The organism is Rhodanobacter thiooxydans (assembly GCF_030291135.1).
Lineage (GTDB): Bacteria > Pseudomonadota > Gammaproteobacteria > Xanthomonadales > Rhodanobacteraceae > Rhodanobacter > Rhodanobacter thiooxydans_A.
On sequence record NZ_CP127409.1, the window covers coordinates 2,295,957 to 2,321,354 of the forward strand.

A 25,398-nucleotide genomic window follows, 5' to 3' on the forward strand; every position below is an offset into this window, starting at 1 on the left:
GGATTTCATCCTGCGACGATGTTGACGATCTTGCCGGGTACCACGATGACCTTGCGCACCGTCATGCCTTCCAGGAAGTGCGCCACCTGCGGCTGGGCCAGCGCCAGCGCCTCGGTTGCTTCCTTCGAGGCGTTGGCGGCGACCTCGATGGTAGCGCGCAACTTGCCGTTGATCTGCACCGCCAGGGTCAGCGTGTCGCGTACCAGCGCCGACTGATCCACCTGCGGCCACGGCTGGTCCTCCAGCACGATCTCGGCATGGCCGAGCAGCTGCCACAGGGCGTGACTGACATGCGGCACCACCGGGTTGAGCAGCAGCACCATCGCCTCCAGCGCCTCGTGGCGTACGGCGCGGCCCTGCTCGCTCGAGTCGTTGAACTTGCCCAGCGCGTTCAAGAGTTCCATCAGCGCAGCGATCGCAGTGTTGAACGCGTGGCGCCGGCCGAAGTCGTCGCTGACCTTCTGGATGGTCTCGTGCAGCTGGCGGCGCAGGGCCTTCTGGCCCGCGTTCAGCGTGGTCGGATCGATGACGCCTGCGGCGTCACCCTTTCCGCCTGCGGCACCTTCCCCTGCTGGCAGGGGAAGGGAGGCGGAGTGGCCTGCGGCCACGGCTTTGTGGTCGGGTCCCGCCGCGTGCGTGGTCACTTCGCGCCACAGCCGCTTGAGGAAGCGCGCCATGCCCTCGACGCCGGCCTCGCTCCACTCCAGCGACTGCTCCGGTGGCGCGGCAAACATCGAGAACAGGCGCACGGTGTCGGCGCCGTACTTGTCCACCATGGTCTGCGGGTCGATGCCGTTGTTCTTCGACTTGGACATCTTCTCGGTGCCGCCGATCTTCACCGGCTGGCCGTCGGCCTTGAGCAGCGCGCCGATCACGCGCGCCTTGTCGTCGCGCCGGATCTCCACACTGGCCGGGTTGATCCAGTCCTTCGAACCGTCGGCGTTGTCGCGGTAGAACGTCTCGGCGATCACCATGCCCTGGCACAGCAGGTTCCGCGCCGGCTCGTCCGAATGCACCATACCCGCGTCGCGCAGCAGCTTGTGATAGAAGCGGAAATACAGCAGGTGCATGATCGCGTGTTCGATGCCGCCGATGTACTGGTCGACCGGCAGCCAGTAGTTCGCGCGCTCGTCGATCTGCGCGTTCGCACCGGGGCTGGTGTAGCGCGCGTAGTACCAGCTGGACTCCATGAAGGTGTCGAAGGTGTCGGTCTCGCGCTCGGCCGGGCCGCCGCACTGTGGGCAGGTGGTCTTGCGCCACTCGGGATCGGACTTGATCGGCGACTGCACGCCCGAGAACGCCACGTCTTCGGGCAGCACCACCGGCAACTGGTCTTCCGGCACCGGCACCGCCTCGCATTTGGCACAGTAGATCACCGGGATCGGGCAACCCCAGTAGCGCTGGCGGCTGACGCCCCAGTCACGCAGGCGCCAGTTCACGCGGCGCTGGCCCTTGCCGGCCGCCTCGAGCACGCCGGCGATGTAGTCGAAGGCGGCGCGGTAGTCCTTGCCGTCCATCGCGCCGGAGTTCACCACGCGCATGTCGGCACGGGTCTTGTCCGAATACCAGTCCTGCCAGGCCGCCGCGTCGTAACTCTCGTCGCCGGCGGCGATCACCTGTTTGATCGGCAGGCCGTACTTGTGCGCGAACTCGAAATCGCGCTCGTCATGGCCAGGCACCGCCATCACCGCGCCGGTGCCGTAGCCCATCAGTACGAAGTTGGCGACCCACACCGGCACGCGCTCGCCGCTGACCGGGTGAATCGCGTACAGGCCGGTGGCCATGCCGCGCTTGTCCTGGGTCTCGAGCTCAGCCTCGGACACGCCGCCGTGCTTCAGCTCGTCGAGGAACGCCGCCAGTTGCGGGTTGCCCTGCGCCGCCTTGTGCGCCAGCGGATGCTCGCCGGCGATGGAGACGAAGGTGACGCCCATCAAGGTGTCAGGGCGCGTGGTGAACACGGTCAGCGGCTCAGCCTCGCCTTCCACCGCAAAGTGGATGTCCAGGCCCTCGCTGCGGCCCAGCCAGTTGCGCTGCATGGTCTTCACCGCGTCGGGCCAGCCCGGCAGCGTGTCCAGTCCGTCCAGCAGCTCTTGCGCGTAGTCGGTGATCTTCAGGAACCACTGCGGGATCTCGCGTTTCTCCACCACCGCACCGGAACGCCAGCCGCGGCCATCGACGACCTGCTCGTTGGCCAGCACGGTGTGGTCGACCGGGTCCCAGTTCACCACCGCGTTCTTGCGGTAGGCCAGGCCTTTCTTCAGCAGCCGGGTGAACATCAGCTGCTCCCAGCGGTAGTAGTCCGGCCGGCAGGTGGCGAACTCGCGGCTCCAGTCGATCGCGTAGCCCAGCGACTTCAGCTGGCTGCGCATGTGCTCGATGTTCGCGTAGGTCCACTTCGCCGGCGCGGTGTGGTTCTTGATCGCGGCGTTCTCCGCCGGCAGGCCGAACGCGTCCCAGCCCATCGGCTGCAGCACGTTCTTGCCGTTCATGCGCTGATAGCGGCTGATCACGTCGCCGATGGTGTAGTTGCGCACGTGGCCCATGTGCAGCGCACCGGACGGGTACGGCAGCATCGACAGGCAATAGAACTTCGGCCGCGCGGCGTCCTCTTTCACCTCATAGGCGCGCTGCGCGTTCCAGTACTGCTGCGCGGCGGCTTCCACGGCCTGCGGGCGATAGGCAGCGTCATCCTGTTCGGGGGAGGTCGGGGCTTGAATGTCCTGCATGATTCCGATGCCGTTGTTGCGGTTGGTGCGAGCCGGCCCAAGCCGGCTGCAGTGAACTGATCAGACTAGCCCAGCGCAGGCCGGGCGCCAAGCCTGCAACCGTCAGCCCGACGGGCAGGCCGGCGTCTGGCCAGCGCCCAGCGCCCGCGCCGCGGTGGCGATCTGCGCCGCCAGCCGGGCGACCGCACGCTGGTGGCCCTGCACCAGGGCGGGATAACCCGGCCCCACCGTTTCGCTGACCTGGCTGGTGCAGGCCAGCGTGGCGGGCCGGGCGCCATGCAGCAGGCGCACACTCCAGGCCGCCTCGATCAAGGCGTAGCTGCCGGGTGCGGAATCGAACCGGCGCAGGTCCAGCTTGATCCGCAGCAGCAGCTTGCCGTTGCCGGGCAGGCCGCTGACGTCCTGGCTTCCCAGCTCGCGCGCCAGGTCGGCCGACAGCGCGCTGCGCAGCTCGTCGCCGAGCGGGGCGATCCAGCGTTCGCTGCCGAGCAGGGCCACGCCCTGCCCGCCTTCGCGCACCACCAGTTGCGGCTGGTCGACCTGCGCCGGCACGCCGACCGGCAGCAGTTCGAACGGCAGCGACGGCGCGGTCGATGCCGGCGCCACCAGTCCGCTGGCTGACGAGTCAGCCGGTGCCACCAACGTGTAGTAGTGCAACGGCGCCGAAGCGCAGGCTGCCAGCAGCAGACCGGCCGCCACGCCCACCAGATGCCTTCCGCTTCGGATCATGGCTTGCTCCCTTGCACTGGCTGAGTCGCCGTGGGCGTGGTGACGGGTTTCGTGTCGGCCGGCTTCGCGTCCGGGCGGCGGCCGCGGATCAGCGCCTCCGGATGGCCGCCCAGGTAATCGGTCAGCACGCGCAGCGAGCGCGCCATGCGCTGCAGCTGTTCCAGCGTGGCGCCCAGGTTCTGCTGCAACGGTGAGTCGCCGGCCAGTGCCTCGTTCGCCGTGCCCATGGTCTGCTGTACGCCGTGCAGGGTGTCGTTGAGCGCCGGCAGGGTCTGGCCGTTGACCTGCTTCAGCGTGCGGCTGAGCCCGGCCAGGCTCTGGTCCAGGTTGCGCCCGATGCTGTCGAACGGCACCTTGTCGAGCTTGTCGACAATCCCGGCCATCTGCTCCTGCAGCTTGTCGAAGCTGCCGGTCACGGTCGGGATGGTCAGCGGTTTCGCGGCCGGGTCGAACGCCACCTTCGGCGTCTTCGGGATGAAGTCCAGCGCCACGTACAACTGGCCGGTGAGCAGGTTGCCGGTGCGCGCCTGCGCACGCAGGCCGTGCTCGACCAGGCGGCCGATCATCTGCGACAGGTCGGGATTCTCGCCGTGCGCCTTGGCCAGCGCCTCCAGCTTGTCGTAGGCGGCGCCCAGGCGCTGCGGATAAACCACCGCGCCGACCAGCACCGGGAAACGCTGCTTCTGCTCGTCGTAGTCCAGCCGCACCGACACCACCTTGCCGATGTTGATGCCGAGGAACTCCACCGGTGCGTCCACTGCCAGCCCGCGCACCGACTGCTCGAAGCGCATGCGGATGTAGTGCGGCGTGCCGTCCGGCGGCGCCATCGCGGCGGTCTGGTCGCCGAACAGTTTGTACTCGTTGTCCTCCGGCGCCGGCGTGCTGTCGTGCGGCCCGGGCGGGTCCTGGAACGCCACGCCACCGGCCAGCACGGTGGCCAGCGACTGCGTGTTGAGCTTCAGCCCGTTCGCGCCGATCGACACGTCCACGCCGCTGGCGTTCCAGAAGCGCGACGAGCGGGTGACGAACTTGTCGTTCGGACCGTCGACGAAGATGTGCAGCGAGACGCCCTTGCCGTCCTGGTCCAGCTGATAGGACGCCACCCGGCCAACCTGGATGCGCCGGTAGTACACCGGCGAGCCAATATCGAGCGAGCCGAGGTCGTCGCTGTGCAGGATGAAGCTGCGCCCCGGCGCGCCATGGTTCACCGCCGGCGGCAGCTCCAGCCCCTTGAACTCATCCTCGTAGTCGTTCGAATCGCCCACGTCGGCGCCGATGAAGGCGCCCGACAACAGGGTGTCGATGCCGGACACGCCGCCCAGCCCGATCCGCGGACGCACCACCCAGAAGCGGGTGTCTTTGGTGGCGAAGCCCTCGGCGCTCTTCTCCAGCGCCACGTTGACCAGCACGTGGCTGCGGTCGCCGCTCAGGTGGATCTTGTTGACCCGTCCGATCACCACGTTCTTGTACTTCACCGGGGTCTTGCCGGCGTCCAGGCCCTCGGCGCTCTGGAAGCTGATGGTGATCTGCGGGCCGGCCTGCAGCCAGTTGTTGATCACCAGCGACAGCCCGACCAGCGCCGCCAGCGCCGGGATCAGCCAGATCAGCGAGGCATTGAAGCGGCGCCGCTTCACCACCGGCCGCGGCAGTTCGCCGCCGCCCGGCGGGCCTTGTTCGATGGGCTTGTCGTCAGTCATCAGAATCCTTGCCATCCCAGATCAGGCGGGGGTCGAAACTCATCGAGGCCAGCATGGTCAGCACCACGGTCAGGCCGAAGAAGATCACGCCGGGCAACGGCTCCACCAGGCTCAGCACGCTGAAACGCACCAGCGCGGTCAGCAACGCCACCACGAACACGTCCAGCATCGACCAGTAGCCGATCAGCTCGACCAGTCGATAGAGTCTTGCACGTTGCGGCCGCGCCCAGCCGCTGCCTTGCTGGCTGCTCACCAGCAAGGTGCCCAGCGCGAGGAACTTCAGCACCGGCACCACGATGCTGGCGGTGAACACGATCACCGCCAGGTTCGGCGAGCCCTTCACCCACAATTCCACCACGCCGCTGATGATGGTGTTGTCGTCCACGTCGTTGAGGCTGGCGGTGCGCATGATCGGCAGCACGTTGGCCGGGATGTACAGGAGGAACGCGGCGATCAGCAGCGCCCAGGTGCGGCGGTAGCTGTCCGGCTTGCGCCGGCGCAACGTGCTGCCGCAGCGCGGGCAGGCCATCGCGTCGTCCACGCCGTCGCCGTCCAGCTGCGGGTCGCCGGGCACGTTGCGGCACACCAGCCCGCACACCGTGCAGGCGATCAGGCCCAACTCGGCGGCGCGCGGCAGGGCGCTCACGCGGTCGACTCCGGCACGTCGTCCCACAGCTGGCGCAGGTCCACCCCGGCGAAGATGGTGATCAGCAGGGTCAGCGCCGCGTAGGCGTAGATGCCCGGGTCCGGCGTCACGTCGAAATAGGTATGCGCCTTGACGATCGCCACCAGCGCACCGAGCACGAACACCTCGCTCATCGTCCACGGTCCAAGCCGGTACAGCGCCACCATCAGCCGCACGAAGCCCGGCGCGCGCCGCCCGGCCCGGGCGAACCACAGCAGCCAGCCCAGCAGCAGCATCTTCAGCAGCGGAAAGAAGAACAGCGTGGCGGCCACCAGCACCGACACCACCTTGGCCTGCTCCTGCCACATCGCGATGATCACGCCCCACAACGTGGTGCTGCTCTGCTGGCCGCTCAGGCCCAGCGTCACGATCGGCCACATGTTGGCCTGCACGAACACGATCATCGCGGTCAGGATCAGCGCCAGCATCGCGTTCACGCCCAGCGCGTGATGGCGCTCCAGCTCCGCCTGGCAGCGCGCGCACGTCGCCACGTCGCCGCGCGCCAGCGTGCGCCGGCGATAGACCGTATCGCATTGCTCGCAGATCAACAGCGTTTCAGGTGAACCCATGCGCATGCAGCCGGTGCCTTGCTTCGGCGTGACGATCCGCGGATTCTCGCAAATCTATCGTGAACGCGCCGCTTGATATGCTGCGCCGCGACCCTGATCTGAACCGGCACCTGCCGAGCTGGAGTTTCCCGTGACCGATGCCGCCGCCGTTTCCCCTGTCTTCGACGTGGACCAGCAGACCTTCGAAGCCGACGTGCTGCAGGCCTCGCTGACCACGCCGGTGCTGGTGGATTTCTGGGCGACCTGGTGCGAGCCGTGCAAGACGCTCGGCCCGATGCTGGAAAAACTCGCCGCCGAGTACCACGGCGCGTTCCGGCTGGGCAAGGTCGACGTGGACACGCAGCAGGAGCTGGCCGGCATGTTCGGCATCCGCAGCATTCCCACCGTGGTGCTGGTCAAGGACGGCCAGGTGCTCGACGGCTTCACCGGCGCGCTGCCCGAAGGCCAGCTGCGTGAATTCCTGTCGCGCCACGTGCAGCCGCTGGAAGCGCCCGCCGAACCCGCCGAAGTAGCGGCCGTGGCGGAAACCCCGGAGCTGGCGATCAACCGCCTGCAGCAGGCGATCGCCACTGAACCGAACCGGCCCGAACTGAAACTCGACCTGGCGCTGGCACTGATGCGCGCCGGCAACGTCGCCGCCGCCGAGGCCGAGCTGGCCGCGCTGCCAGCCAACCTCGCCACCGACGCGCGCGCCATGCGCCTGCGCAGTGAACTGGAACTGGCCCACGCACTGCAAGACGCTCCCGGCATCGCCGAACTGCAGCAGCGCGTGCAGGCCGACGCCAGCGACTGGGCCGCCCGCGACCAGCTCGGCGTGCATCTGCTGCTGCAAGGCGACGCCGAAGCGGGCCTGGAACAATTCCTCGTCATCCTGCAAAAAGCCCGCGACTGGAACGACGGCCAGGCCAGGAAACGCCTGCTCGCCGCCTTCGCCACGCTGGACGACGCCGAACTGGTCGGCCGCTACCGCCGACGGATGGCCTCGCTGCTGTTCTGACCCGTCCGCTGGAACGCGACGTGGCACAGGGCGGGCACGGCCCGCCAGTCCCCGGCTTTCCGGCAACACGAAAGCGGCGGACAGTGTCCGCCCTGCCGAAAAGCGTATCCATACTGGCGCGTACGTTCGGGTATGATCGCCCCTCCCCCGCCTGGACCAGCCCCGCATGCGCGCATCGACTTTCCGTCGCCTGCTCAACCTGTGGCCACCCTACCTGTTCAGCGGCATCCGCGTGCTGTCGATCAGCGACGACTACACCGAGGCGAAGGTGGTGCTGCGGCTGCGCCCGTGGAACCGCAACTACGTGAAGAGCCAGTTCGGCGGCAGCCTGTTCGCGATGGTCGACCCGTTCTGGATGCTGCTGGCGATGCACCAGCTCGGCCGTGACTACTACGTGTGGGACAAGGCCGGCACGATCGACTTCGTCGCGCCCGGCTACGAGGATGTTTACGCACACTTCAAACTCGAAGCCGGCGTGGTCGACGAGCTGCGCGCCGCTGCAGCCGGCGGCGACAAGGTGCTGCGCTGGTTCGAGACCGAGGTGACCACCGCCGGCGGCAAGCTCATCGCCGTCGTGCGCAAGCAGCTCTACGTGCGGCTGAAACCGAAGGCCCGGTAATCGCGCAAGGCGCCCCGCCTGATTCGCACGAGCGCGGAAAAAATCACAGCATCCCCGACACCGGCGCCTTGCTCCTCCCCCTGCTTGCAGGGGGAGGTTGGCGACCGCAGGGAGTCCTTCAGGTGAGGGGGTCGCTCCATGCGCGGCAAGAGCACCCCACCCCAGCCCTCCCCTGCGACCGAAGGAAGTCCCTTTGGGACAAGCAGGGGAGGGAGAAAGGCGCCCTTGACCCCTCCCCTACACCGGCCGTCCGCATAATCGCCGCAACGAACCTGCGGACAGCACCATGACCCTGGTCGACACCCTGCTGCAACGCGCCCGGCATCTGGCCCCGGGCAGCTTCGCGCTGGTGATGGCCACCGGCATCGTCTCCATCGACGCTAGTCAGCACGACCTGCCGTGGGTAGCGCGGGCGCTGCTTGCGCTCAACCTGCTCGCCTTTGCCTGGCTGCTGGCACTGAGCCTGCTGCGCCTGGCGCGCTTCCGCCACGAACTGGTCGCCGATTTCGTACACCCCGGCCACGGCGCCGGCTTTCTCACCTTCGCCGCCGCCACCTGCGTGCTGGGCAGCCAGTGCCTGCTGGTGGTGCATTGGCCATGGGCGGCGCGTGGGCTGGCGGTGGCCGGAGCGCTGGCCTGGGCGCTGCTGACCTATCTGTTCCTCGCCGCCGCCATCACCGCGCGGATCAAGCCCGGCTTCACCCGCAGCATCAACGGCGGCTGGCTGGTCGCGGTGGTGGCGACCCAGGCATTGGCGGTGCTGATGACCCTGCTGCTCGCCGACGATCCCGCGGCCGGTGCCAGCTGGCTGTTCGGCGCGCTGTGCCTGTACCTGCTCGGTGCCGCGCTGTACCTGCTGATCATCACCCTGGTCGTCTACCGCATGCTGTTCTTCCCGCTGCGTGCGCGCGAGTTCACCCCGCCGTACTGGATCGACATGGGCGCGCTGGCGGTGACCACGCTGGCCGGCAGCCTGCTGGTGATCCACACCCCGGCGAGCGGCGCGCTGGCCGCGCTGCTGCCGTTCGTGAAGGGCTTCACTCTGTTCTTCTGGGCCACCGCAACGTGGTGGATTCCACTACTGGTGTTGCTGGAAATCTGGCGCCATGGCCAGCGCCACGTGCCGCTGCGCTACGAAACGGACGACTGGGACATCGTGTTCCCGATCGGCATGTACACCGTGGGCACCTACGCGCTGGCGCAGGCGCTGCAGCTGGATTTCCTGCGGGTGATTCCGGCTGTCGGCGTCTATGTCAGCCTGCTGGTGTGGGCGTTGGTGGCCGGCGGGGCGCTGTTGCGCGGGTATCGCGGTTTTCGCGTTGGCGGGCGGCGGCATCCGTTGCGGTGACGATGCAATCCGCATCTTGCAGGAGCGACTTCAGGCGCGATGCTCCTGGCTGTTTCCGCATGCATGGCGAAGAGCTTTCAGAGCAAGAGCTTTCGTCCTCCTTCGGAGGGCGAGTCACTTTCTCTCGCTTGCCCGAGAGAAAGTAACTCGGCTGCCGCAGGCAGACGAAAGCTTTTGCTCTGATGGTCCACCAAGCAGGAGCATCGCCCGCGAGCGGGCTCCTGCAAAGGTATTCGTTGCAGGGCAAAGTGCGATGCCTGCCTTCGCAGGCATGACGGATGTGGGAGGGCGCAGCGCAAACCGCCCTCGCCTACAATGCGGAATCCCCCGCACCCGGATCACCCCATGCCCCGCCTGCGCGTCAAACGCTACCTGCTCACCGGCCTGCTCACCTTCCTCCCGCTGTGGGTGACCTGGCTGGTGTTCAAGTTCGTGCTCGGCCTGCTGGCCGGGATCGGCGCGCCGCTGGTGGAGGCGCTGTTGAACGGGCTGGCGCTGGTGGCGCCGCACGCGGCCGAGTCGCTGAAGATGGAGTGGCTGACCTTCATCGTGGCGCTGCTGGTGACGCTGCTGGCGCTGTACCTGCTCGGTTTCATCGCCAACCGGGTGATCGGCCAGCGCTTCCTCGACGCGTTCGACGCGCTGCTGGCGCGCATCCCGCTGGTGCAGACGATCTACGGCGGCACCAAGAAGCTGATGGCGGTGCTGCAGAACAAGCCCAGCGGCATGCAGCGCGTGGTGCTGATCGATTTTCCGCGCCGCGGCATGAAGGTGGTGGGCTTCGTCACCCGGGTTATGGTGGAGGAAGGCAGCGGTCGCGAGATGGCGGCGGTGTATATCCCGACTACGCCGAATCCCACGGGCGGCTACCTGGAACTGGTGCCGGTGGATGAGCTGACGCCGACCGACTGGACGATGGACCAGGCGATGGCGTTCATCATTTCCGGCGGCGCGGTGGCACCGGATACGTTGCCCGCTTCGCCGGCGCTGCTGCGCCGCGATGAAAGCGGAAACCAGGCATGAATCTGCGTTGCGTCCTGTGGTCCGCCCTGCTCGGCGTGGTGTCGCTGAGCGTCCACGCCACCAGCCCCGCCACCACCGACTGGACCACCCCGGCCGAGGCCGCGCAGTTCCGCACCACGCCGAGTTACGCCGACACGCTGGCCTACCTTGAGCGGCTGCAGCGCGCGGCGCCGGGCGTGATCCGGCTGGAAACCTTCGGCACCACGCCGCAGGGGCGGCCGATGACGGTGGTGATCGCCAGCGCCGGCGGCACGTTCGACCCGGCCGCCGCGCGCGCCGCGCACAAGCCGGTGGTGCTGCTGCAGGCTGGCATCCACCCCGGCGAGATCGAGGGCAAGGACGCCGGGCTGATGCTGCTGCGCGATATCGCGGTCAGCGGCAAGGTCCCGCACCTGCTCGACCATGTGGTGCTGGTGTACATCCCGGTGTTCAGCGTGGACGGCCACGAGAACTCCTCGCCGTACCACCGCATCAACCAGAACGGCCCGGCCAGCATGGGCTTCCGCGGCCAGTCGCAATACCTCAACCTCAACCGCGACTACGTCAAGGCCGATGCGCCGGAGATGCGCGCGTGGCTGAAGCTGTGGCAGAAGTGGCTGCCGGATTTCCTGATCGACGTGCACACCACCGACGGCGCCGACTACCAGTACGACCTCACCTGGTACACCGAGGACCCGCACAAGCTCGACCCGGCGGTAAGCACGTGGCAGCACGACGCGATCGTCAATCACGCGCTGCCCGCGTATGAAAAGCGCGGCCACCTCGCCTCGATCTACCTGGAGTTCAAGGACGGCCGCGACCCGCGCAAGGGCATCGTGAACTTCGGCTCCGGCCCGCGCTTCTCCACCGGCTACGCGGCACTGCAGAACCGCCCTGCGCTGCTGATCGAAACGCACATGCTCAAACCCTACGCCGACCGCGTGCGAGCCGTGTACGACCTGGTCGAGCTGATGCTGGAACAGATCGGCGCACAGCCGGCCGCCCTGCTCGCGGCCACCGCGAAGGCGGACGCCGACACCATCGCCCGCGCCGGCGAGGCGAACGCGCGGGTGGCGCTGAACTTCAAGCCCGATCCGCAAGCGACGAAGTTCGAACTCAAGGGCTACGCCTTCACGCTGAGCCACAGCGACATTTCCGGCAGCGAGTGGATCCATTACGACCCGCACGCGCCGAAGAACTACACCATCGACAACTGGAACGGCCTGCTGCCGGACCTGTCGGTCGCCCCGCCCGCTGCCTATGCGGTGCCGGCGCAGTGGACGACGGTCATCGACCGGCTTGATGCCCACGGCATCGCCTACCGCCGCACCGAGCGCCCGTTGACGATCCGCGCCGAGGGCTACCAGCTGGACGACCCGAAGTGGGCCAGCCAGCCGTTCGAGGGCCACCTGATGCTGCGCGACTTCAACCTGCACGCCGTGCCGCGTGAAGTGACCCTGCCGGCCGGTTCGGCGATCGTGCCGCTGGACCAGCGCGCGGCCAACGTGGCGATCGAATTGCTGGAGCCGCAGGCGCCGGACTCGCTGCTGCGCTGGGGCTATCTCGACGCAGTGTTCGAGGCCAAGGAGTACGGCGAGCCGCGTGTGGTCGAGCAGCTGGCGCGCGAGATGCTGGCGAAGGACCCCGCGCTGAAGGCTGCGTTCGAACGGAAGCTGCACGACGATCCTGCCTTCGCCGCCAACCCGCGCGCGCGGCTGGCGTTCTTCTTCGAGCGCTCACCCTGGTACGCCGCCCAGCGCGTCGGCGCCTACCCGGTACTGCGCCTGGACGCGGCGGCGTGGCGGCAACTGGCACCCTTGGCACCCGCTCCCGACCTGCCGCAACCCTGACCTTTGACACTGTGCCACCCATGACGTTTGGCCTAGCGTGAACGGCCATGCCCGCGTTCCGGGGGGGACCCGACGGCGCGGCCAGACGACACCACCCATCATTCACAGAGGGATATCCATGACCAAGCAGTTTCTGAAGCCACTGGCGCTGGCGCTGGCCGTCAGCCTGGCGTTGACCGCCTGCGGCAAGCACGAGGCAGCCAGCACCGCCCCGGCGCCGGCCAGCACCGCACCGGCCGCCGCCAGCACCACTGCCGCCGCCGACCTCGGCAAGAGCATCTTCGACGTCAGCGAGCTGGGCGACAGCGCGCAGGCGTGCCAGGACTTCAACAGCTTCGTCAATGCCAAGTGGGTCAAGGCCAACCCGATCCCGGCCGACCAGACCGTGTGGGGCGCCTTCAGCCTGCTGCACGAGAAGAGCCTGGCCGACCAGCACCAGCTGGTGGACGACGCGGTGAAGAACGCCGACGCGGCCAAGGCCGGTTCGATCGAGCAGAAGATCGGCTGGCTGTACCACTCCAGCATGGACATGGACGCGCGCAACAAGGCCGGCTTCGACCCGATCAAGGCCGACCTCGCCGGCATCGACGCGCTGAAGTCGAACAAGGACCTGCCGGCATGGCTGGGCCAGTCCTTCGCCAAGGGCGACGGCGCGGTGTTCGCCTTCGGCTCGGGCGCCGACTACAAGGACGCCAAGGTACAGATCGCCTACACCGAGCAGAGCGGGCTTGGCCTGCCCACCACCGACTACTACACCGACGCCAAGTACAAGGACATCCGCGACAGCTACGTCAAGTACCTGGCCAAGCTGTTCGAGATGACTGGCAGCAGCGCCGACGACGCCGCCAAGCAGGCCGCGCTGGCGATGAAGTTCGAGACCGACCTGGCGCAGCACTCCATCCCGCGCGTGGAAATGCGCAAGCCGGAAAACCAGTACCACTTCGCGACCGTCGCCGAGGCGAACAAGGTCACCCCGCACTTCGACTGGAACACGTTCTTCAAGTCGCAAGGCGTCACCGTCGACAAGGGCTTCTCGCTGTCGCAGCCGAAGTTCTTCGCCGAGTTCGACAAGCTGGTCGCCAGCGCGCCGATGGACGAATGGAAGGCCTACCTGAAGGCGCACACCATCTCCAACGCCGCCACCGCCCTGTCCGAGCCGTTCGTGGACGCGCAGTTCGATTTCTACGGCAAGACCCTGCGCGGCCAGCCGGAACAGCAGCCGCAGTGGAAGCGTTCGCTGACTGCGGTCAACGGCGCGATGGGCCAGGCGCTGGGCCAGCTCTACGTAGCCAAGTACTTCACCCCCGAGGCCAAGGCCCGCGCGGAAGAGCTGGTCACCAACGTGCGCGACGCGCTGAAGACGCGCATCCAGAACCTCGACTGGATGAGCGAGGAGACCAAGGCCAAGGCGCTGGACAAGTGGTCCAAGTTCCTGCCCAAGATCGGCTACCCGGAACACTGGCGCAGCTGGGACGGCCTGAGCATCAGCAAGGACGGCTACTACGCCAACATGCAGGCGGCCAGCAAGTTCAACTACGAGTACGACATCGCCAAGATCGGCAAGCCGACCGACCGCCAGGAATGGGGCATGACCCCGCAGACGGTCAATGCGTACTACAACCCGACCGACAACACGATCAACTTCCCGGCCGCGATCCTGCAGCCGCCGTTCTTCAATGCCAAGGCGGATGATGCGATCAACTACGGCGGCATCGGCGCGGTGATCGGCCACGAGGCCAGCCATGGCTTCGACGACCAGGGCAGCCAGTTCGACGGCGACGGCAACAACGTCAACTGGTGGACCGACGCGGACAAGAAGAAGTTCGAGGCGCGCACCGGCAAGCTGGTCGACCAGTTCAACAACTACGCGCCGTTGGCCGACCACCCCGAGCTGCATGTCAACGGCACGCTGACCCTGGGCGAGAACATCGCCGACCTGGGCGGCCTGAACATCGCCTATGACGCGCTGCAGACCGCACTGAAGAAGAACCCGGCCGAAGCCGACAAGAAGATCGACGGCTACAGCGAAGACCAGCGCTTCTTCCTCAACTGGGCCCGCGTGTGGCGCGGCGATATCCGCGAAAAGGCGCAGATGGTCTATCTGAACGCCGATCCGCATTCGCCGATGAAGTTCCGCGCGATGGGCGCGCCGTCGAACATGCCGACCTTCGCCAGTGCGTTCCGGTGCAAGCCGGGCGACGCGATGGTGCGTGCGGACGACAAGCAAGTGAAGATCTGGTAAGTCCGTGGCCGTCGCGGCTTCGGCCGCGGCGGTCAGCCTGCCAGCCCGGAAACGCCGCGCCCGTGCGCGGCGTTTTCCGTTTCGGCGTCGACGGATTCCACGGCGGCAGCAAGACCGGTGCCAGCGTCCGCCCTCCGCGGCGGCGGCGCAACGGTTCCCAGCGCGCGCCATGGGGCGGATAATCGTCGGCCCTTGATGCAAGACGGCCGAAACATGTTTGTCCCTGGTCAACGCTGGATCTCCTCCGCCGAACCCGAGCTGGGCCTCGGTACCGTGCTGCGCGTCGAAGGGCGCGGCGTGCAGGTGCTGTTCGCCAGGGCTGGCGTGCTGCGCCCGTACGCGGTCGACTCGGCGCCGCTGGTGCGCGCCGAGTTCCGCGCCGGCCAGCGCGTCGCCGGCAAGGGCATCGCGTTCCTGGTGGAACGGGTGGAGATCCGCGACGACCTGCTGATCTACCGCGGCGAAGGCCGCGAACTGCACGAAGGCCAGCTCGACGACGAGCAGAGCGTGAGCCAGGCCGACGACCGCCTGGTCGGCGGCCGCACCGATGCCGTGGCGCAGTTCGAGCTGCGCCTGGAAGGGCTAAAGCGGCGTGCCGAGGCACGCCGTTCGCCGATGTGGGGCTTAGGCGCGGCACGGATTGGACTGGTGCCGCACCAGCTGCGCGTGGCCGGCATCGCCGCCGCCCGGCGCCCGCCGCGGGTGCTGCTGGCCGATGAGGTGGGCCTGGGCAAGACCATCGAGGCGGGCATGATCATCGCGCGCCAGCTCGCCACCGGCCGCGCCTCGCGCGTGCTGCTGCTGTTGCCCGACACGCTGGTCTACCAGTGGTTCGTGGAGATGTTGCGCCGCTTCAACCTGAGCTTCGCGATCTACGATGAGGAACGCTGCGAGGCGCTGGAGCAATCCGGCGACGCCGGCAATCCGTTCGAGGACGAACAACTGGTGATCGCCGACTTCGGCTTCCTGGAAAGCTCGCCGAAGTACGCGCGGCAGTTGCTGGACGCGCCGTGGGATCTGCTGGTGGTGGACGAGGCGCATCATCTGGCGTGGTCGCCGGAAGCCGCCAGCCCGCGCTACACGATGGTGGAGCAGCTGGCCGCGGCGATCCCCGGCGTGATCCTGCTCACCGCCACCCCGGAACAGCTCGGCCGCAGCGGCCACTTCGCCCGCCTGCGCCTGCTCGATCCGCAGCGCTACCATGATCTGGACGGCTATCTGGCCGAGGCGGACAGCTACCTGGCGCTGTCGAAGATCGCCGACCGCCTGCTCGATGGCCAGCCACTCGACGACACGCAGCGCGCCGCCCTGACCGCGGCCTTCCACGGCGACCAGGCACTCAGCGCCCGGCTGGCCGAGCCGACCAAACCGGACAACGCACGCGAGCTGCTGGCCGCGCTGATCGACCGCCACGGCACCGGCCGCGCGATGTTCCGCAACAACCGCGCCGGCGTCGGCGGCTTCCCGCAGCGCCGGCCCGAATGGCACCTGCTGCCGATGGCTACGGTCGACGACAGCACGCGCCAGGCGCTGCTGGCCGAATTCCACGCCGACATCCAGCAGCCGTCGCCGCTGATCGAGGTCGACTACGCCGCCGACCCGCGCATCGACACCCTGATCGCCCTGCTCGATCGGCACCCGCAGGACAAGTTCCTGCTGATCTGCCGCAGCCAGGCCAAGGTGCTGGCGCTGGAGGAAGCGCTGCGCACGCGCAGCGGCGTCGGCGTGGCGCGTTTCCACGAAGGCCTCAGCATCGTGCAGCGCGACCGCAACGCCGCGTATTTCGCCCAGCCCGACGGCGCGCGCTTGCTGCTGTGCTCGGAGATCGGCTCGGAAGGCCGCAACTTCCAGTTCGCGCACCGGCTGGTGCTGTGGGACCTGCCGCTGGACCCGGACCTGCTGGAACAGCGCATCGGCCGGCTCGACCGGATCGGCCAGAAGCACGACATCGCGATCCACATCCTCGCCGTGGCCGACAGCGCCCAGCACGTGCTGGCGCGCTGGTACGACGAGGGCGTCGACGCGTTCCGCATGAGCCCGGCCGACGGCCGTGAACTGCTGCGCCGCTACGGCGAGCCGCTGACCCTGCTGGCCGACGAACACGCCCGCGGCGACGACAACCGCGACCAGGAGCTGGACGCGCTGCTGGCCGAGACCCACGCCAGCCACGAGCAGATGGCGCAGCTGATCCGCGGCGGCCGCGACCACCTGCTGGAACTGGCCGCCAGCCGCGACCTGCACGCCGACGAGCTGCAGCAGGCGTTCGCCCGCGAAGACCACGATCCGGGCCGCGACGCCTTCGTGCAACGCCTGCTGGAGGCGTTCGGCATCCATGCCGAGGAGCTCGGCGGCCAGGTGCTGCTGCTCGACCCGCAATACCTGTCCACCGACGCCCTGCCCGGCTTTGCCGAAGGCCCGCAGTCGGTGACCTTCGCGCGCGAGGTGGCACTATCGCGCGAGGAGCTGCCGCTGCTGCGGCTGGACCATCCGCTGGTCGCCGGCGCCATGGACCTGGCGCTGTCCGGCGAACAGGGCAATGCCGCCTTCATGGTCGACGACGTGCTGCCGCCGCGCACCGCGCTGCTGCAGGCGGTGTTCCTGCTCGAATGCGTGGCCGACCGGAAACTCGACGCCGAACGCTTCCTGCCGGTGCTGCCGATCGCAGTCACCGTCGACACCCGGCTGGCCGAGCGCGCCGACTTCGCGCCCAGCGAGATCGCCCTGCGCAAGGCCGGCGACCGCAACATCGAAGTGGCGCGCTACCGCAAATTCCTCGCCAAGCTGGTGCCGCCGATGCTGGAGCGCGCCGAGGCGCTGGCCGGCACGCGCGGCCAGGCACGCATCGACGAGGCGGTGGAGCTGGCCACGCAGACGCTGGATGCGGAGCTGTCACGCCTGCTGGCGCTGCGTGCAGTGAACCCGTCGGTCAGCGCGGCGGAAATCGCCGCCATCGCCGCCGAGCGCACCGCCCTGCTGGCCGCGCTGCCGCAGTCGCGGCTGCGGCTGGACGCGGTGCGCTTCGTGGTCAGCGCGGACTTCCTGGCGCTGCGCTGAAGCCCACCCTTCCCCGTGTACGGGGAAGGTCTGCGGCGCCCCTCAGCTCAAGCCGACGCCATGCGCATGCGCTGCTCGATGCCGCCCACGCGGTAGCCCACCGTCAGCAGCGCCAGCCAGATCACGCCCACATACAGCGCCACACGGGTGTCCGCGCTGTAGCCGAGCATCACCAGCACGAACGCCAGAAACGCCAGGCAGACCACGCTGCTCAGCGGAAACCAGCGCAAGCGGAAAGCCAGCGGCGACGGCTGCTGGCGGCGGAAGCGCCAGTGCGCCACCAGCACCATGCCCCAGGTCCACACCGTGTTGAAGGCGAGGATCGACATCATCATGCCGAAGATGCGCCCGGGCACCAGGTAGTTCATCAGCACGCCGAACAGCAGGAACACCAGCGTCACCAACACCCCGCGCACCGGCACGCCCTGCGCACTCAGCCGCCCCATCGCCATCGGCGCCTGCCCCTTCGTGGCCAGGCTGTGCAGCATGCGGCTGCCGCTGAACATCGTTGAGTTGAAGCTGGACAACGCCGCGGTGATCACCACGAAGTTGATCAGCCCGGCCGCCTGCGGAATGCCCAGCCTGGCGAAGGTGGTGACGAACGGACTGCCCTGCGTGCCCAGCTCGTTCCACGGGTAGATCGCCATGATCACGAACAGCGAGCCGATGTAGAAGATCAGGATGCGCCAGATCACCGAGTTCACCGCGCGCGGGATGGTGCGCTCCGGCTGCGCCGCCTCGGCGGCGGCCACGCCGATCGTCTCGATGCCGCCGAACGAGAACACCAGCACCGGCAGCGCCAGCACCATGCCGGTGACGCCGTTCGGGAACCAGCCGCCATGCGACCACAGGTTGCTGAGGCCGATCGGCTGGCCGCCGTTGCCCCAGCCCAGCCAGATCATCGCGCAGCCGCCGGCGATCATCGCCACCACCGTGAGCACCTTGATCAGCGCGAACCAGAACTCCAGCTCGCCGTAGACCTTCACCGCCATCAGGTTCAGCCCGCCGATCATCGCCACGCTGGCGAACGCCCAGATCCACTGCGGCGACCCCGGAAACCACGCCTTCATGTAGATGCCGACCGCGGTGCTCTCGGCAATGCCCACGCCCATCATCAGGATCCAGTAGTTCCAGCCGGTGAGGTAGCCGGCGAACGGGCCGAGGTACTTGTGCGCGTAGGTGCTGAACGAGCCGGCGATCGGCTCGTGCGCGGCCATCTCGCCCAGCGCGCGCATGATGATGAAGATCATCGTGCCGCCGAACAGGTAGGCGAACAGCAGCGACGGCCCGGCCAGCTGGATCGTGCTGGCGGAGCCGAGGAACAGGCCGGCACCAATGCACATGCCCAGTGCCATGAAGGTGATGTGGCGCGGGGTGAGCTGGCGCTGCAGGGCCTGGGTCATGGGTATGTTCGTGGCGTGGAAGCGCTCAGCGTAACAGGCGCCGCTTTGGCTTCCACGGCAGCCGCCCGCGCCAGTACTGGATCAGCACCAGGCCACCCAGCATGCCGCCGAGATGGGCGAAGTGGGCCACGCCCGGCTCGATCCCGGTCACGCCCATGGTCAGTTCCGCCGCGGCGTAGAGGATCACGAACAGCCACGCCGGCATCGGGATCGGCAGGAAGATCAGCATCACCTTCTCGTGCGGATACAGCATGCCAAACGCCAGCAGCAGGCCGAAGATTGCACCGGACGCGCCCAGCGTGGGCCCGTACTCGGCCGGAGGGAAGAACCACAGCACCGCCAGCTGCAGCAGCGAGGCGACGATCGCGCAGACGAAATAGTAGATGGTGAACTCGCGCGCGCCGAAGGTGCGCTCGATCGCGCCGCCGAACATGTACAGCGCAAGCATGTTGAACATGATGTGGGTGAAGCCGCCATGCATGAACGCGCTGGTGACGATCTGCCACACCCCGAACAGGCCGGAGCCGAGCGGCCACAGCGCGAAATATTGCAGCAGGGGCGGCCCCATCACCTGCTGCAGCAGGAACACCGCCACATTGGCGATCAGCAGGTTGCGGGTAACGGGCGGCAGGTCAAAAGGCATCAGGCAGTTTCCAGGGAATCGAGGACAGCATAACGACGCATCCCGCAGCTGACCGCACCCGCTGACGATCGTTCATCCGCTACGGCCAGCAAAAAGCCGCCTTGCGGCGGCTTGGCGCACCAACCGGCGAGGTCAGGTCAGCCCTTGCTGGCCACCTGCGCCATCGCCTCCGGACGCTTGGCACCGGCGAAACGCTTGGCCCAGTAACCTTCGCTCAGGCTGGAAATCTCCACCGACTTGCCGGCGGACGGCGAATGGATGAAGCGGCCGTTCGAGATGTAGATGCCCACATGCGAGATGCCCCGCTTGCCGTGGGTGTGGAAAAACACCAGGTCGCCCGGCTGCATGTCCGCGCGCTTGACCTTGAGGCCTGCCAGGAACTGCGACGCGGAATTGCTTGGCAACTGCATGCCGACCGCATGGGCGAACACGTAGCGGACGAAACCACTGCAATCGAAACCGGTGGAAGGGTCGCGGCCGCCACGCACATAGCGTGTGTCGCGCAGCTTCATCGCCATCGCGATCAGCGACTTGCGCAGGTCGGTGATGTTCGCGCTGGCAGCGGCCGTGGCGGCATCCTGTTCGTCTGCGGCGGCGACGTCGGCCGACGGTTCCGTCGCGGCAACGGCGAGCACCGCCGCGGCGTCGGGAAGCACGGACTGCGCCAGTGCAGCCGCCGGGTTGAAGACGGGCAGCTGACCCAGCAGTGGCGAATCGAGGTGGGCAACCGGTGAGCTGCCGATGGCGGTGGAAGCAGGGAGGTTCCTGGCTTGAAGCGGACCGGAAACCAGCAGCACGGAGATGAGCGCGGCGGCAGCGGTCAGTTGCTTGATGGGCATGCTGGAAAAAATCCCTTGTTGTTCACAGGATTAGCCGCCCAGCAGAAGCAGACGACGTGACGAAGTAGTGAACTTAACAAGAAGGGGGCGCGTAGTTGTTGGATCGAGGTTAACTGAACCCTATCGTTTCAAAAAACGGAGACGGGGCGCACATTTCATCCAACTATTTGATTTTACTTCGCTTACACCCCTACCGGGGGCTCCGGCCAGTAATACGCGTCCGGATAGGGCCGGCTGCCGAAGATCGCCGTGCCGATCCGCACCTCGGTCGCGCCCTCGGCGATGGCGAGCGGGAAATCACCACTCATGCCCATGGAAAGTCTTGTCAGATCATGGCCTTGTGTCACCGCCTGATGGCGCAGTTCGCGCAGCAGGCGGAAGCAGCCACGTACCTCGGCCGGGTCGGTGGAGTGGATCGCCAGGGTCATCAGGCCACGTACGCGCATGGTGTCGTAGCCGCGCAGCGTATTCAGGAAAGCGGGTAGCTGTTCAGGCGGGAGACCGTATTTGCTGGGCTCGACGGAAGTCTTCACCTGCACCAGCACGTCGATCGCCCGGCCTTCGTGCTGCAGCCGCCGATCCAGCGCCTCGGCCAGCTCCAGCCGGTCCAGCGACTGCACCTCGCTGGCCAGCCGCGCCACGTCTTTCGCCTTGTTGGTCTGCAGGTGGCCGATCATCACCCAGTCGATGTCGCAGTCGGCCAGCGCCGGCGCCTTGTCGCGGATCTCCTGCACCTTGTTCTCGCCGAAGCGGCGCATGCCCAGTGCCACCGCGGCCCGGATCAGCTCCGGGCCGAAGGTCTTGCTGACCGGCAGGATGGCCACCTCGGCCGGGTCACGGCCGGCCTCGCGGCACGCCGCATCGACGCGGCGGCGGACCTGCGCCCAGTTGTCGGCCAGCCAGCCGGTATCCGTGCTCATGGCCCGACGATCGCGCTCAGGCCTTGCCACCCTGCTGGTGATGGCGCGCCACCACCTCGGCCACCACCATGCTGACCTTCTTGCCGGTGGGGATGTGCAGGAACTCGTTGGGGCCGTGCGCGTTGGAATGCGGGCCGAGCACGCCGGTGATCAGGAACTGCGCCTTGGGGAATTTTTCGCCAAGCATGCCCATGAACGGGATGCTGCCGCCCTCGCCCATGTAGGTGGCTGGCGCGCCGAAATAGTGCTGCGAGGCGTCGGCCACCGCCTGCTCCAGCCATGGCGACAGCGCCGGCGCGTTCCAGCCCGAGCCGTCCTTTTCCAGGGTGAAAGTGACCTTGGCGCCGTACGGCGGGTCCTTCTCCAGCAATTGCTTGACGAACTCGCCGGCCTTGGCGCCGTTCAGCGTGGGCGGCACGCGCAGGCTCAGCTTCACCGCGGTGAACGGGCGCAGCACGTTGCCGGCGCTTTCCAGCGGCGGGATGCCGCCGATGCCGGTGACCGCCAGCTGCGGGCGCCAGGTGCGGTTGAGCACCAGTTCGGCCAGGTCTTTCGTGACCGGCTGCATGCCCTCGGTCCACGGGAACTTGCTGTAGATGTCGTCGCCCAGCACCTCGGCCGAGAGCTTGGCTTGCTCGACGCGCTGTTGCGGAATGTCGACGTACAGCTCCTTCGGCTTGATCGTGCCGGTGGCCGGATCTTCCAGCCGCGTCAGCAACTCGCGCAGGATGCGGAAGCTCGACGGCACCACGCCGGAGGCGTCGCCCGAGTGCACGCCCTCTTCCAGCACCTGCACGGTGAGGTTGCCGCCGGTCATGCCGCGCAGGGACGTGGTCAACCACAGCTGGTCGTAGTTGCCGCAGCCCGAATCCAGGCACACCACCAGCGACGGGCTGCCGATGCGGTCGGCCAGGTGGTCGACGTAGAACGGCAGATCGTAGCTGCCCGATTCCTCGCAGGCCTCGATCATCACCACGCAGCGCGCGTGCGGAATGCCCTGCTCGTGCAGCGCCAGCAGCGCGGCCAGCGAGCCGAAGATCGCATAGCCGTCGTCGGCGCCACCGCGGCCGTACAGCTTGTCGCCCTTGAGCACCGGTGTCCACGGGCCGAGGCCCTCGGCCCAGCCGGTCATCTCCGGCTGCTTGTCGAGGTGGCCGTAAAGCATCACGGTGTCGTCTCCCTGGCCCGGCACTTCGATGTAGATCAGCGGCGTACGTCCTTCCAGCCGCACCACTTCCAGCGTGGCACCGGGCAACTGGGCGAGCTTGGAGCGCGCCCAGGTTTCCATCAGCTTGACCGCCGCATCCATGTAGCCGTGCGCCACCCAGTCCTTGTCGAACATCGGCGACTTGTTGGGGATACGGATGTATTCGACCAGCTGCGGCACGATCTCGTCGTCCCACAGGCCACCGACGAAGCGGGAAAGGCGGGCAGTATCCATGGCTCACTCCATCAGGCGAACAAGATCGGCATTGTAACAGCGCGCCTCCACTGCACCGACACGCGACCGGAAGCCGCCCACAGGCGAAAGCGCCCGGCGCGCACACCAACCCTGCGGCGTCTCCCACTGCGTGGCCCTTCGCCGCGGCGGCATAGTGCGCCGGCGGCACCTGGATGCCGTCATCCATCGCCCAAGGAGAAAGGCCATGTTCAACAAACTCGCCGCTGTCGCCCTTGCACTCGCCCTGGCCATGCCGGGGCTGCTGCTCGCTGCCACGCCGGTCAACATCAACCAGGCCGACGCGGCCGCCATCGCCAAGTCGTTGGACGGCATCGGCCCGGCCAGGGCCGAGGCGATCGTGGCTTGGCGCGAAGCCCACGGCCCGTTCAAGAAGGCCGACGACCTCAAGCACGTCAAGGGCATCGGCAAGGCCACGATCGAGCGCAACCGGGCCGCCATCCTGCTCAGCGACGATGCTGCCGCCGCTACGGACGCCCCCGTCAGGACGGCGCACAAGAGCAAGAAGGCCGCCGTGGCAGAAGCCGCCGTCGAGGAATAACCGGCGGGCGAGCTACCGTCGGCAGGGAACCCGGCGGCGTGGCCCACGGCGGGCCGCGCCGCTTGCGCTACACTCGCGCGCCCCTTCCTCCCTCATGCCGCCATGATCCTGCCGCGCTACCACATCGCCGCCTCCGCCATCCGTGGCGCCGGCAACGGCCTGTTCCTCGACGAAGCCGTGGCGGCGGGGTGCATCATCACCGCGCCGGACGGCATCGAGCAGACCTTCCGCTACGCCGACATCATGGCTTCATCGGAGCTTCGCGCGCAGTTCCACGCCAGCGCGCGCTGGTTCGAGGACCGCTACACGCTGTCGCCGGACTGGCCTGACGAGTGCTACATCAACCACAGTTTCACGCCGAACGGGCTGTGGCACCTGGGTTTCGTGTTTGCCCTGGCCGAGCTGCCCGCCGGCAGCGAGATCACCGTGGACTACCGGCACCTGCTGCCGCCCGGCCAGGCCGAGGATTTTGTCGATTCGGTCACAGGTGAGACAATCGCCGGATTGTCCTGGCAGGAGAGCCTTGCCAGCAGCACCCACGCACTGGCTGAACTGCTGGCTGCCGCCCACCGTTGACCGTGATGTTCGATATTCCAACCATTGAAACGGCGCGCCTGCGCCTCACCGCACTCACCGAGCGGCATTTCGACGACTACGCCGCCATGCTGGCCGACCCGGACAGCACGCGCTGGATCGGCGACGGTGAACCGCTGGACCGCACCAACGCCTGGCGTTCGCTGGCGATGCTGCTGGGTCACTGGCAGCTGCGCGGCTTCGGCATGTGGGCGCTGGAGCTGAAAGGCAGCGGTGAGTTCATCGGCCGCGCCGGCCTGATGTACCCCGACGGCTGGCCGGACCTGGAGATGGGCTGGATGCTCAAACCCGAGCACCGCCACCACGGCTACGCCACCGAGGCGGGCACTGCCGTGCTCGAATTCGCCTGGAACCAGCTGCATGCCCAGCGCGTGATCAGCCTGGTGCGGATTGGCAACGAGGCCTCCGACCGGGTCGCCGCGCGGCTCGGCGGCGAGCACATCGAGGATATGGATTTCTACGGCAGCCACAGCCACGTGTTCGCCTACTACCCGCCGCATCGCGAGCACCGCCGCGCCTACGGCTAGGCATGCCTGACCAGGCTCGGCACGTCCCGACCCCGGCGAATGGCAGAAGGCGCAACGCGCCCTCTGCCACAACCCGTCAGATGGCCAGCGGCAAGCCGCTGCCGGCCCGCGATGACGACAGCGAACGCGCCACCTCGGCCAGCGCGAACAACCGCGCCACGCGAACCCAGCCGATCACCAGCACCACCAGCTGCGCCAGCAGCACCGCCAGCACCAGGCCGGTAAACCCGATGGCAGGGGTGTGCACGCGCCCGATCCCCAGCGCCAGTGCAATCGTGTAGCCGACCACGCTGATCAGCACGTAGCTGATCAAGGTGCTGAACGGGCGGCGCAGCAACTGCATGAAGCCGCGACCGAAGGCGCGCGTGGCCGAACGCAGTCCCGTATCGGCAATGAACGCGGCCCGACCCGACTCGACAATCGCCTGCGCCAGCACGAACAGCACGCCCGCGACGAACAGGGCCAGGTGCGAGGCACGGTCGGCTTCCGATTCCAGTACCGCCTTGTCACTGACGCCATCGGCCATGTGCAGCGCGACGCCGATCAGGGCGCCCATTGCCGCGTACGGCAGGATCGACCACAGCATCAGGCGGAACATGCGGCCGTACTCGACGATGCCGCACTGAAGCAGGTGGCTGAAGCCCAGCGCACGGCCGGCACGGCCGGCCCCCACCACCATGCCGTTGAGAAACGGCAACAGCAGCAGCGTCAGCAACATGCCCAGCAGGGCAAGGCCATTGAACCAGCTGGAAAGCTGCAACGTCGACATGACGTCGCCGACCATCGTTGCGCTGAAGCGCGTGGCCCACGCCTGCGCGTGGATGGAGTGGTCAAGCGCGCCACTCAGTGCGCGCCAGATCGGCAGGCTGACCACGGCGGTCGGCAACAGCAGCAGCAGCACCCAGAGCAACAGCAGGCGCCATTGCATGGCGGCGAAAGGCGCACGCATCACGG

21 protein-coding genes are annotated in these 25,398 nt (G+C 67.7%); 10 read left to right on the forward strand and 11 right to left on the reverse strand.

Annotated features, from left to right (window positions below; translation table 11 throughout):
* Window positions 1-5 precede the first annotated feature (5 nt).
* The 5 genes from leuS to QQA13_RS10600 form a co-directional block, all read right to left on the reverse strand.
* Window positions 6-2,726, reverse strand: coding sequence for a leucine--tRNA ligase (leuS, locus tag QQA13_RS10580; RefSeq protein ID WP_108472469.1), 2,721 nt, complete (start codon window positions 2,724-2,726; stop codon window positions 6-8).
* Between the two features lie 102 nt (window positions 2,727-2,828).
* Window positions 2,829-3,455 (reverse strand): PqiC family protein, encoded by a 627-nt coding sequence (locus QQA13_RS10585; protein WP_108472468.1) that lies wholly within the window; start codon window positions 3,453-3,455, stop codon window positions 2,829-2,831.
* Window positions 3,452-5,152, reverse strand: coding sequence for an intermembrane transport protein PqiB (locus tag QQA13_RS10590; RefSeq protein ID WP_108472467.1), 1,701 nt, complete (start codon window positions 5,150-5,152; stop codon window positions 3,452-3,454). The genes QQA13_RS10585 and QQA13_RS10590 overlap by 4 nt, the downstream gene beginning before the upstream one ends.
* A complete protein-coding gene (locus QQA13_RS10595) occupies window positions 5,145-5,798 on the reverse strand; it encodes a paraquat-inducible protein A (RefSeq protein ID WP_108472466.1) in 654 nt (217 codons plus the stop codon). The genes QQA13_RS10590 and QQA13_RS10595 overlap by 8 nt, the downstream gene beginning before the upstream one ends.
* Entirely contained in the window at window positions 5,795-6,412 is a 618-nt protein-coding gene (locus QQA13_RS10600) for a paraquat-inducible protein A (RefSeq protein ID WP_108472465.1), read from the reverse strand. Before QQA13_RS10600 ends, QQA13_RS10595 begins: the two co-directional genes overlap by 4 nt.
* Before the next feature lie 124 nt (window positions 6,413-6,536).
* Between QQA13_RS10600 and trxA the strand changes: the two genes are divergently transcribed.
* The 7 genes from trxA (at window position 6,537) to rapA (ending at window position 17,518) form a co-directional block, all read left to right on the forward strand.
* Complete coding sequence (trxA, locus tag QQA13_RS10605; protein ID WP_108472464.1) at window positions 6,537-7,403, forward strand: thioredoxin; 867 nt, start codon at window positions 6,537-6,539, stop codon at window positions 7,401-7,403.
* Window positions 7,404-7,569: 166 nt separating this feature from the next.
* A complete protein-coding gene (locus QQA13_RS10610) occupies window positions 7,570-8,022 on the forward strand; it encodes a DUF4442 domain-containing protein (RefSeq protein WP_108472463.1) in 453 nt (150 codons plus the stop codon).
* 286 nt (window positions 8,023-8,308) lie between these two features.
* Window positions 8,309-9,370 (forward strand): tellurite resistance/C4-dicarboxylate transporter family protein, encoded by a 1,062-nt coding sequence (locus QQA13_RS10615; protein WP_108472462.1) that lies wholly within the window; start codon window positions 8,309-8,311, stop codon window positions 9,368-9,370.
* A gap of 345 nt (window positions 9,371-9,715) precedes the next feature.
* Window positions 9,716-10,393 carry a DUF502 domain-containing protein gene (locus QQA13_RS10620; RefSeq protein ID WP_108472461.1) on the forward strand — a complete coding sequence of 226 codons (678 nt, stop codon included), beginning with the start codon at window positions 9,716-9,718 and terminating at the stop codon, window positions 10,391-10,393.
* Window positions 10,390-12,222: a M14 family metallopeptidase gene (locus QQA13_RS10625; RefSeq protein WP_108472460.1), complete on the forward strand. Its 1,833-nt coding sequence runs from the start codon at window positions 10,390-10,392 to the stop codon at window positions 12,220-12,222. The genes QQA13_RS10620 and QQA13_RS10625 overlap by 4 nt, the downstream gene beginning before the upstream one ends.
* A gap of 118 nt (window positions 12,223-12,340) precedes the next feature.
* The gene (locus QQA13_RS10630) at window positions 12,341-14,464 is read left to right on the forward strand and encodes a M13 family metallopeptidase (RefSeq protein ID WP_108472459.1); all 2,124 of its coding nucleotides are present in this window, start codon (window positions 12,341-12,343) and stop codon (window positions 14,462-14,464) included.
* Between the two features lie 213 nt (window positions 14,465-14,677).
* A complete protein-coding gene (gene rapA / locus QQA13_RS10635; RefSeq protein ID WP_108472458.1) occupies window positions 14,678-17,518 on the forward strand; it encodes an RNA polymerase-associated protein RapA in 2,841 nt (946 codons plus the stop codon).
* Window positions 17,519-17,565: 47 nt separating this feature from the next.
* On the opposite strand, the gene QQA13_RS10640 is transcribed toward rapA, so the two are convergent.
* The 5 genes from QQA13_RS10640 to QQA13_RS10660 all read right to left on the reverse strand — a co-directional run bounded on the left by QQA13_RS10640 (window position 17,566) and on the right by QQA13_RS10660 (window position 22,764).
* Entirely contained in the window at window positions 17,566-18,921 is a 1,356-nt protein-coding gene (locus QQA13_RS10640; protein WP_108472457.1) for an amino acid permease, read from the reverse strand.
* A gap of 25 nt (window positions 18,922-18,946) precedes the next feature.
* The gene (locus QQA13_RS10645; RefSeq protein WP_108472456.1) at window positions 18,947-19,564 is read right to left on the reverse strand and encodes a rhomboid family intramembrane serine protease; all 618 of its coding nucleotides are present in this window, start codon (window positions 19,562-19,564) and stop codon (window positions 18,947-18,949) included.
* A 137-nt stretch (window positions 19,565-19,701) separates the two neighbouring features.
* Window positions 19,702-20,403, reverse strand: a complete 702-nt coding sequence (locus tag QQA13_RS10650; RefSeq protein ID WP_108472455.1) for a C40 family peptidase — start codon at window positions 20,401-20,403, stop codon at window positions 19,702-19,704.
* Between the two features lie 182 nt (window positions 20,404-20,585).
* Complete coding sequence (locus tag QQA13_RS10655; protein WP_108472454.1) at window positions 20,586-21,323, reverse strand: YggS family pyridoxal phosphate-dependent enzyme; 738 nt, start codon at window positions 21,321-21,323, stop codon at window positions 20,586-20,588.
* Between the two features lie 16 nt (window positions 21,324-21,339).
* Window positions 21,340-22,764 (reverse strand): M20 family metallopeptidase, encoded by a 1,425-nt coding sequence (locus tag QQA13_RS10660; protein WP_108472453.1) that lies wholly within the window; start codon window positions 22,762-22,764, stop codon window positions 21,340-21,342.
* 205 nt (window positions 22,765-22,969) lie between these two features.
* On the opposite strand from QQA13_RS10660, the gene QQA13_RS10665 reads away from it, so the two are divergent.
* The 3 genes from QQA13_RS10665 (at window position 22,970) to QQA13_RS10675 (ending at window position 24,444) form a co-directional block, all read left to right on the forward strand.
* The gene (locus tag QQA13_RS10665; protein WP_108472452.1) at window positions 22,970-23,323 is read left to right on the forward strand and encodes a ComEA family DNA-binding protein; all 354 of its coding nucleotides are present in this window, start codon (window positions 22,970-22,972) and stop codon (window positions 23,321-23,323) included.
* Between the two features lie 102 nt (window positions 23,324-23,425).
* Window positions 23,426-23,899: an SET domain-containing protein-lysine N-methyltransferase gene (locus tag QQA13_RS10670; RefSeq protein ID WP_108472451.1), complete on the forward strand. Its 474-nt coding sequence runs from the start codon at window positions 23,426-23,428 to the stop codon at window positions 23,897-23,899.
* 5 nt (window positions 23,900-23,904) lie between these two features.
* On the forward strand, window positions 23,905-24,444 hold the full coding sequence (locus QQA13_RS10675; RefSeq protein WP_108472450.1) for a GNAT family N-acetyltransferase: 540 nt from the start codon (window positions 23,905-23,907) through the stop codon (window positions 24,442-24,444).
* A 76-nt stretch (window positions 24,445-24,520) separates the two neighbouring features.
* On the opposite strand, the gene QQA13_RS10680 is transcribed toward QQA13_RS10675, so the two are convergent.
* Window positions 24,521-25,393, reverse strand: coding sequence for a hypothetical protein (locus QQA13_RS10680; RefSeq protein WP_325051470.1), 873 nt, complete (start codon window positions 25,391-25,393; stop codon window positions 24,521-24,523).
* Between the last annotated feature and the right edge of the window lie 5 nt (window positions 25,394-25,398).

Coding starts and splice junctions, on each gene's coding strand:
- QQA13_RS10665 (WP_108472452.1), top strand. CDS start 22,970: ATGTTCAACAAACTCGCCGCTGTCGCCCTTGCACTCGCCCTGGCCATG.
- QQA13_RS10625 (WP_108472460.1), top strand. CDS start 10,390: ATGAATCTGCGTTGCGTCCTGTGGTCCGCCCTGCTCGGCGTGGTGTCG.
- QQA13_RS10680 (WP_325051470.1), bottom strand. CDS start 25,393: ATGCGTGCGCCTTTCGCCGCCATGCAATGGCGCCTGCTGTTGCTCTGG.
- QQA13_RS10650 (WP_108472455.1), bottom strand. CDS start 20,403: ATGCCCATCAAGCAACTGACCGCTGCCGCCGCGCTCATCTCCGTGCTG.
- QQA13_RS10615 (WP_108472462.1), top strand. CDS start 8,309: ATGACCCTGGTCGACACCCTGCTGCAACGCGCCCGGCATCTGGCCCCG.
- QQA13_RS10590 (WP_108472467.1), bottom strand. CDS start 5,152: ATGACTGACGACAAGCCCATCGAACAAGGCCCGCCGGGCGGCGGCGAA.
- QQA13_RS10655 (WP_108472454.1), bottom strand. CDS start 21,323: ATGAGCACGGATACCGGCTGGCTGGCCGACAACTGGGCGCAGGTCCGC.
- QQA13_RS10600 (WP_108472465.1), bottom strand. CDS start 6,412: ATGCGCATGGGTTCACCTGAAACGCTGTTGATCTGCGAGCAATGCGAT.
- QQA13_RS10620 (WP_108472461.1), top strand. CDS start 9,716: ATGCCCCGCCTGCGCGTCAAACGCTACCTGCTCACCGGCCTGCTCACC.
- QQA13_RS10660 (WP_108472453.1), bottom strand. CDS start 22,764: ATGGATACTGCCCGCCTTTCCCGCTTCGTCGGTGGCCTGTGGGACGAC.
- QQA13_RS10640 (WP_108472457.1), bottom strand. CDS start 18,921: ATGACCCAGGCCCTGCAGCGCCAGCTCACCCCGCGCCACATCACCTTC.
- QQA13_RS10585 (WP_108472468.1), bottom strand. CDS start 3,455: ATGATCCGAAGCGGAAGGCATCTGGTGGGCGTGGCGGCCGGTCTGCTG.
- leuS (WP_108472469.1), bottom strand. CDS start 2,726: ATGCAGGACATTCAAGCCCCGACCTCCCCCGAACAGGATGACGCTGCC.
- QQA13_RS10645 (WP_108472456.1), bottom strand. CDS start 19,564: ATGCCTTTTGACCTGCCGCCCGTTACCCGCAACCTGCTGATCGCCAAT.
- QQA13_RS10675 (WP_108472450.1), top strand. CDS start 23,905: ATGTTCGATATTCCAACCATTGAAACGGCGCGCCTGCGCCTCACCGCA.
- rapA (WP_108472458.1), top strand. CDS start 14,678: ATGTTTGTCCCTGGTCAACGCTGGATCTCCTCCGCCGAACCCGAGCTG.
- QQA13_RS10610 (WP_108472463.1), top strand. CDS start 7,570: ATGCGCGCATCGACTTTCCGTCGCCTGCTCAACCTGTGGCCACCCTAC.
- QQA13_RS10630 (WP_108472459.1), top strand. CDS start 12,341: ATGACCAAGCAGTTTCTGAAGCCACTGGCGCTGGCGCTGGCCGTCAGC.
- QQA13_RS10670 (WP_108472451.1), top strand. CDS start 23,426: ATGATCCTGCCGCGCTACCACATCGCCGCCTCCGCCATCCGTGGCGCC.